This window comes from Acinetobacter sp. YH12236, assembly GCF_013417645.1.
Taxonomy (GTDB): Bacteria; Pseudomonadota; Gammaproteobacteria; order Pseudomonadales; family Moraxellaceae; genus Acinetobacter.
This window is the reverse complement of sequence record NZ_VPDM01000061.1, coordinates 1-7,441: the sequence shown is the minus strand read 5'-3', so window position 1 is coordinate 7,441 and position 7,441 is coordinate 1. Positions and strand designations below refer to the sequence as shown.

Genomic DNA, 7,441 nt, shown 5'->3' with positions numbered 1-7,441 from the left:
GTGAAGGTAAAGAATGTTGAAGGGTGCAATCTAAATTTTCAGATAAAGTCATAAAAAAATGAGCGTATTTACATACACTCATTTTTACTACATTTTACTAATATTTGCTTAACTGACTGGCATTACCATAAACGGGGCTTTTCTTATATCAAAAGCACTGCTCCGCCACGCCGCAAGACAAGCAGCTATGCTGCGCGTAGGCTTTAAAAAGAATCTCCGTTATGGGAGATTCTTTTTTATGTACTGCTCTAAAAATTACTCAAGACAAGCGAAGCGCGTAGTTTCAAATGTCAAAAAAGAGCCTGACAAGGCTCTTTTTTTTATGAATACTGCAAGAGCTAAACTGCGTTTTAACTAAGCAAGACAAGCGCATAATTTTACTTGTCAAAAAGGAAATCTATGAAAGATTCCCCTTTTAGTTTAAAGCCCTACTCTTTTTGTTTTTTACACAAGACAAGCAGCTATAAGTTCATAGAATAAAAAAACTCCTTACATGGAAATTTTTTTATCTAAGCTCAAGCTTTTCTCTTACGTAAATTAAGCGAAAGGTATCACTTCGAATGCTATAAAAAAGTAACCTATAAAAAGAATTCCCTTTTTAATTTGAAAATTACTTCTTCATCAGATCATGAGTTAAATACCTGACAAGAGACTCCTCGGATATTCTTTTTCTATAGATACTCTATTTCTCTTAAAAGCACTCTAAAAACTATTTTAACTTTCATGAAATCGAAAATTATTGACCTAAAAAACAGGCTCAAAACCTGTCATTTTCCTACCGTGTTTTTTAAATTTAAGCAGCCATTATCTTACTGAAAAGCAATCAGATTTGTATCAAAATAATCAATTGTAAATTCTGTATACATTGCTCTCACAAAACACAACATTCAGCTACAAGAAACCACATGATTTTGTGGAAGGTGCTCCCTATAATGACCTGCAAGAAGATGAGATATCTTTGAATAACTATAATAATAACTGAGAAATACCCCCGATTTCATCCCAGTTCTTCCCCCAAAGGCTGGGTATTTTTTTGCCTGCTATTTTTATATTTCCTATTTCAGCTATAAAAAAAAGCCCCTTTAAGGAGCTTTTATTGATTAAGGCTGTTTCAGATATGGCCAGGCTGCTTTTAGATAAATAAACATTGACCATAAGGTCAGTACCACAGCTGTATATAGCAAAGCATAAGCCAGCATTTCTAGCGGTGGCCAGTTCAGCAGGAAAACCGTAATTGCGATCATCTGGAACGCGGTTTTGTATTTACCCACTGTCGACACCGCCACACTGGTACGCGCACCGAGTTCAGCCATCCATTCACGTAAAGCTGAAACTGTAATTTCCCGTGAAATAATCACAATCGCTGCAAAAGCCATCGAGATCGAAGGTTGCCATTGCACTAAGACAATAAGCGCAGCAGCGACCATCAACTTGTCTGCAACTGGATCCAAAAAACGACCAAAAGCAGACGTCTGATTCAGAGTACGCGCCAGATAACCATCAAACCAGTCAGTGACTGCAGCCACTACAAAAATTGTCGTTAAGATAATATGCCGCGTCACATCAGGACTGGTTTCATTAAATCCCATTGCCGGTGGCCAATATGCGACCAATAAAAAAACCGGAATCAGGATAATACGAGCCAAGGTCAAGATATTTGGAATATTCAGGATACGACCTGTAGTCATAGACACCGCCAATTGTTCCCCTCATGTACGATGAAAATGCACACTTTTTTCGAGGTTTAATCCATCATTAATACGCTTCACTTTATACGAATTGACTTGAAGTGTCACTAGGCAAACACCGTCACTGTCTGTCTGGCCATCGCAATCAGCCGATTTTCTACATCCCACAGATAGGCATGTTCTGTTGAATAACCGTCAGCCGCATGGTCGGTAATCACTTTATATTTAAACCAATCATGTAGCTGATGCTGCACTGGATGCACATAGGTTACAGTCCAGGTCAGGCTGCTCGCTGGGGCCAGTGTTTGAAACATCGGTAACACCCCAGGTGGCCAGATGTCAAAAATGGCAATCAGGTCAGCTAACTGAAATTCACGGTCAGAATGTTGATCTGGATGGAAGCGGCACCAGCCTTCAAAATCAGGACGTACACTTGAACTGCACGGCAGATTCAAATCCGCCCATCTGAGTTCAAAATGATCAAAACACTTTGGAAGCTTGAACTGTGCAGGAATCTGGAACAGGGTTTCAGGAGGAGCATAATCCGGAGCCTGGATTTCCTGATGTACCTGAATGCTAGAATCGCGCGCTACGCCGAAACTGGCAATCAGAATGCTCTGAACAGCCTCATCCTGCCATAGACGCACTTCGATGGTAGTGACCGATTTGCCTTCACGCAGAATTTCCGCAGTTAGGCGTGCTTTGCCTTCCTGTACCGGGCCAACAAAAGTCACACTGGTACTCAGCAAACGTTTAGTAGGATCATTGATTATTACCACGGCTTTTTGCATCATGACTGCAGCTGCAAGTCCACCGTAGATGGTTCTTCCTTGTCCCCAGCCTGGCGGCATTTCAATCCATTCTTGCTGCGCAATTTGTGCGTACAGTGTTTGCAAAGACATATCGATCCTTCAACTTTGTCTGATGAACCGATATATTGCTGGAAAAATCTATGAATAGAAATGACCTTTGACTCGAAGGTCAATGTGCATTTTTGCACTTGTAATTGATATAAAACGATTACTCATGCAGAACTTTATAAATCATCCGGGCCATGACCGAACCCAGACCCGGTACCAGTTGCAGATCTTTTTCTGAAGCTTTAAGCACACCCTGAATCCCACCAAAATGGGTCAATAAATCACGACGGCGCTTCGGCCCTAATCCTGGGATCACTTCCAATACGGATGAACCCCGTTTTTTATCGCGTTTGGCCCGATGGCGGGTAATGGCAAAACGGTGAGCTTCATCACGTACCTGCTGGATCAGATGCAGGGCCTTATGATCTTCTGGAAGCTGGATCTTGCTGCCATCGGTAAAATGCAGGGTTTCCAGACCCGGCTTACGCCCTTCGCCTTTAGACACACCGACCATAAAGGCATCCAGCCCAAGTTCCTGCATGACTTCCATCGCCATATGCAATTGCCCTTTACCACCGTCAATCAGCAGCAAATCTGGCAGCATGGCTTTTTTATAACGACGGGTTAAGGCCTGACGCATCGCGGCATAGTCATCACCCGCCTGAATATCATTGATAGAAAACTGGCGATAATCGCGTTTGCGCGCGCCTCCATTATCAAAGACTACGCAAGAAGCAACCGTATCTTCACCCATGGTATGCGAGATATCGAAACACTCAATCCGATCTACCGGCCGTCCTACGACCTCCTCTAACTGATGGAAACGTTCATTCAGCTCAAAGTGATTGGCCAGCTTGCCCTGAATGGCATGTTGCACATTCATCTGAGCGAGTTCCAGCCATTCGGCACGGGTTTCCCGGACTTTGGACTTGATCTGAATTTTCTTGTCAAAATGTTGAGAAAGTGCAGCTTCCAGCTCCTTCCGATCTGGCATTTCAATATTCACGATCAGTTCAGATGGAATTTCATCGGCGACCTGGAAATAGAAATTGGCAATAAAATCCGAGAGCATTTGCCCCAGATCATCACTCAGCATATCCGGGAAATAGCCTTTACCGCCGAGCATCTTGCCATTACGCACATGCATGATCTGCACACAAGTCACGCCTGCCTGGTAGGCAATTGCCAGAATATCTGCCTCACCTTTGACTTTATAAATCGCCTGCTGTGCCTGTACATCACGCAGTAACGCCATCCGGTCACGATAAAATACCGCCTTTTCAAATTCCAGATTTTCTGCGGCTGCTTCCATCTTGGCAATCAGTTCCTGATTCAACTCTTTGGTATCGCCTTGCAGGAAGCGAATCGAATTATTGACATCTTCCTGATAATCCTCAGGTGAAATCAGGCCGACACAAGGGCCGGAACAGCGCTTGATCTGATATTGCAAACAAGGTCGAGTACGATTGGCAAAGAAACCATTCTCACAAGAACGTACATTGAATAATTTTTGCAGAATAACCAAAGTATCGCGGGCATTGTAAGCACTCGGATAAGGTCCAAAGAACTTGCCGACCTGATGTTTGCCCTTGCCACGACCGCTGGCAATCCGCGGATAGGGCTTGTCTGCAGAGACAAAAATATAGACATAGGATTTGTCATCACGCAGCATGATGTTATACGGTGGACGATGCAGCTTGATCAGGTTTTGCTCTAGCAATAAAGCTTCAGTTTCTGAACGCACCACCAAGGTCTGAATGTCATAAATCCGTGCCACCAAAGCTTGAGTCTTGGGATGATCAAGGGTTTTGACAAAATAACTAGATACCCGATTTTTCAGGTTCTTGGCTTTTCCCACATATAAGAGTTCGCCATCTTTGCCATACATCCGGTAGACCCCGGGTAAGGTGGTCATATTGGCCAAGATTTTTTCAATATGAGGGCGTGCGTTCTCGTTCACCTAAAACCTATTTTTCACCTGCAATATGCAGATATATGTGATGTTTAATGTGTCATTTTCAAGCGATGACACAAAATTCACCCGAACTGTCATCGAAAGTGAAACAGGTTATGCCCAGACCGCCGTATTTATAAGCAACCCAATATGGTCTGATTGCTAAAAGCTATAAGTCGCCTGAACTAACTTTGCTATGCTCGACAGGTTCAATCTCGAGATGATCCAAGATGACAAGTTCCCAATCCGGTATTCATGTTGTGCAACCTGCCACTTCTAGCCATAGCCAGTCTGAGCGTGACCGTTTGATTGGGAAACCGCGTTTTCATTTTGAACCTCTGGCTGTGATGCAGTTGCTACGGGAACGGATCATCGGTCAGGATGCCGCCTTAAATGAAATTGAAAAAATGCTGCATGTGGTCAAGGCTGACTTTTCCAGTCCTGAACGTCCGCTTTCGGTTACCTTAATGCTTGGCCCGACCGGTGTCGGCAAAACCGAGACCGTGCGTCTGATTGCCGAAGCAATTTATGGCCGTCCTGATGCTTTCTGCCGGATTGATATGAATACTTTGGCGCAGGAACATTATGCAGCTGCCCTGACTGGCGCGCCTCCGGGTTATGTGGGCTCTAAAGAAGGCCATAGCCTGTTTGATGAAACCGCTATTGCCGGAAGCCATACCCGTCCCGGCATCATGCTGTTTGATGAACTGGAAAAAGCCAGTACTGAAGTGATTCGTGGTCTGATGAATGTACTGGATACTGGTCGACTGACGTTGACTGCTGGTACCAAAACCATCGATTTTCGTAATTGCATGATTTTTATGACCAGTAATGTCGGTGCACAAGCCGCGCAACAATATCTGGAAAAGCTCAGCTATCTGCCGCAAAAAATGCAGCAACTATGTCTGAAAAAAGTACCGACCCAGCAGATTATTGAAAAAGTCATGCAGCGCAAGTTCGATCCTGAATTTTTAAACCGGATTGACCGTATCTTGCACTATCAGGCTGTCCAAAATGATGCCCTGCCACGACTGGTTGAGATTGAGCTGGATAAATTAAATCAACGTCTGCAACATCAGAAACGACAGATTCACCTCACTGATGCAGCCAAGGCCCATTTTTATCAGGGTCATGACATCCGTTATGGCGCCCGTCATCTGGGCCGAAAAATACGGACTGAACTGGAACCGATCTTAGCGATTTATTTCCTGAACCATCCAGAACAACTGCAACTCCATCTGGACTGCATTAATGGTCAATTGCTAGTTCAGCCTCAAGCCTCCGATTCCAATTAAACTGTTTGATGTGCTTGAATCGCCTGAATCAATGCATCCGGGTCTTTAGGTGAAATCAGGACATACTTTTGTTGATCTGCCAGCATATAGCTAACTTTTAAACGCTTGAAAGACAAAGCAGGTGCAATTTCTGAGTGATCTGTAGGCTGGATATTCTGAATCGAACCAAGCGGAATTTGCCAGGTCAGCCACAAGCTTTTGATAATCAACTGCCCATCCTGCACGATATAACGGGTACTCCAAACCGGCCACCAGACCAAGAGGATTGTAAGTATATAGACTGCGGTATGCACCGGATATTGAGCCATCGTCCCTTTGGCCTGCATGGTCAGTAATAATTGCAATAACAAACCGCTCATACAGATCAAGAATGCCAGCAGCCACCAGTCTTTTTTGGAACGAAATACACGCATCATCTTCCCCCTATTTTGTTTTATCTTACACAAAATCAGAATGATGTGGTGAATCTCTGCAAGTAATAAAAAACGCCCATGTGGGCGCTTTATTTTTTATGTTGCAGCTTAGGCAAACAGATAAGGACGAATAAAGATCAGGAAGAAAATACCCAGCATCAGGAACCATTTCAGGAAATAGTACAGCTGGCGGTTCTGTGCTTTTAAAGCTTTGGCTTTTACCCGGAGTTGATAGACATAACCAAAGACTTTGTTTAAGCCACCAGTCTGATCCCCAACCTCATTCGGTGAACTGGCTGCTGTCATCACTTTTTTACCAAACCAGTGATTGAAGCGTTCCATCCAGCGGGTTTTTAAAGGTCGCTCGACATCAGCAAAGAAAATGATCCGGTTCTGGTCAGTCTTGTTTTCGGCATAATGAATATAGGTTTCATCAAATACCACGCTCTCGCCGTCGCGCCAGGAATAACGCTGACCATCGACATCGATAAAGCAGCGGTCATCATTCGGGGTCATTAAGCCCAAGTGATAACGCAATGAACCGGCATAAGGGTCACGATGACGGACCAAACGGCTATCGGGTGCCAGCTCGGTAAACATGGCCGCTTTAATGGTAGGCAAAGTTTTGAGCAAGGCGGTAGTTTTTGGGCAGAGTTCTGCTGCAGAGGGATGCGCCGAGTCATACCATTTTAAATAGAAGCGTTTCCAGCCAGTCTTAAAAAATGAGTTAAACCCCAGGTCATCATATTTGCTCGAAGCCTTGATCCCGCCTTTCTGATAGAGTGCCTGTGCTTCGTCACGAATCATTTCCCAGTTTTCATCCAGCACTTTTAGGTCTTTAAAATGCTGCGTATCGATATAAGGCTGATTCGGTACGCGTGAAAAGGCGTACATCAGAAAATTGATCGGTGCAAACAGGGTCGAATGGTCAAAAAACTGGCGATAAAAAGAATGCCGAACTGTGCCACGTCGCTGAATATATAACGCTGAGATGACAAAGATGGCCAAAATAATCCACTTAAGCATATCAATACCCAAAAAATCCTAGCCCTAAAAAAGAACGGGGAAAAATAAAAAAGTCACATCTGGGCCGCATTATAACAAAACCTGAGTTCGATATAAAAAAAGAGTAGAAAAAAAGCCCTGTTTTTGTAACATATTGGTTCTCAAGACAAAATGTTATAAAACAAGGCTTCTCAATGGATCATATTACCGAATTATTTTGTATTTT

At 43.7% G+C, this 7,441-nt stretch carries 6 protein-coding genes; 1 reads left to right on the top strand and 5 read right to left on the bottom strand.

What is annotated here, in order from left to right; genetic code table 11:
- Nucleotides 1-1,100: 1,100 nt before the first annotated feature.
- The 3 genes from pgsA to uvrC form a co-directional block, all read right to left on the bottom strand.
- Nucleotides 1,101-1,688: a CDP-diacylglycerol--glycerol-3-phosphate 3-phosphatidyltransferase gene (pgsA, locus tag FTV14_RS15545; protein ID WP_004781631.1), complete on the bottom strand. Its 588-nt coding sequence runs from the start codon at nt 1,686-1,688 to the stop codon at nt 1,101-1,103.
- A 107-nt stretch (nt 1,689-1,795) separates the two neighbouring features.
- Complete coding sequence (locus FTV14_RS15540) at nt 1,796-2,590, bottom strand: thioesterase family protein (protein WP_180017506.1); 795 nt, start codon at nt 2,588-2,590, stop codon at nt 1,796-1,798.
- Nucleotides 2,591-2,708: 118 nt separating this feature from the next.
- Entirely contained in the window at nt 2,709-4,508 is a 1,800-nt protein-coding gene (uvrC, locus tag FTV14_RS15535) for an excinuclease ABC subunit UvrC (protein WP_180054146.1), read from the bottom strand.
- A 224-nt stretch (nt 4,509-4,732) separates the two neighbouring features.
- Between uvrC and FTV14_RS15530 the strand changes: the two genes are divergently transcribed.
- Nucleotides 4,733-5,797: an AAA family ATPase gene (locus FTV14_RS15530; protein WP_180017510.1), complete on the top strand. Its 1,065-nt coding sequence runs from the start codon at nt 4,733-4,735 to the stop codon at nt 5,795-5,797.
- Here FTV14_RS15530 and FTV14_RS15525 read toward each other — a convergent pair.
- Nucleotides 5,794-6,210 (bottom strand): PH domain-containing protein, encoded by a 417-nt coding sequence (locus FTV14_RS15525; RefSeq protein ID WP_159123727.1) that lies wholly within the window; start codon nt 6,208-6,210, stop codon nt 5,794-5,796. The genes FTV14_RS15530 and FTV14_RS15525 overlap by 4 nt on opposite strands.
- A 108-nt stretch (nt 6,211-6,318) precedes the next feature.
- Nucleotides 6,319-7,236, bottom strand: coding sequence for a lipid A hydroxylase LpxO (gene lpxO / locus FTV14_RS15520; protein ID WP_166136817.1), 918 nt, complete (start codon nt 7,234-7,236; stop codon nt 6,319-6,321).
- Nucleotides 7,237-7,441 lie beyond the last annotated feature (205 nt).

What these genes read in the sequence shown, in the direction of transcription:
- FTV14_RS15525 (WP_159123727.1), bottom strand. Translation starts at nt 6,210, where the DNA reads ATGCGTGTATTTCGTTCCAAAAAAGACTGGTGGCTGCTGGCATTCTTG.
- pgsA (WP_004781631.1), bottom strand. Translation starts at nt 1,688, where the DNA reads ATGACTACAGGTCGTATCCTGAATATTCCAAATATCTTGACCTTGGCT.
- FTV14_RS15540 (WP_180017506.1), bottom strand. Translation starts at nt 2,590, where the DNA reads ATGTCTTTGCAAACACTGTACGCACAAATTGCGCAGCAAGAATGGATT.
- FTV14_RS15530 (WP_180017510.1), top strand. Translation starts at nt 4,733, where the DNA reads ATGACAAGTTCCCAATCCGGTATTCATGTTGTGCAACCTGCCACTTCT.
- lpxO (WP_166136817.1), bottom strand. Translation starts at nt 7,236, where the DNA reads ATGCTTAAGTGGATTATTTTGGCCATCTTTGTCATCTCAGCGTTATAT.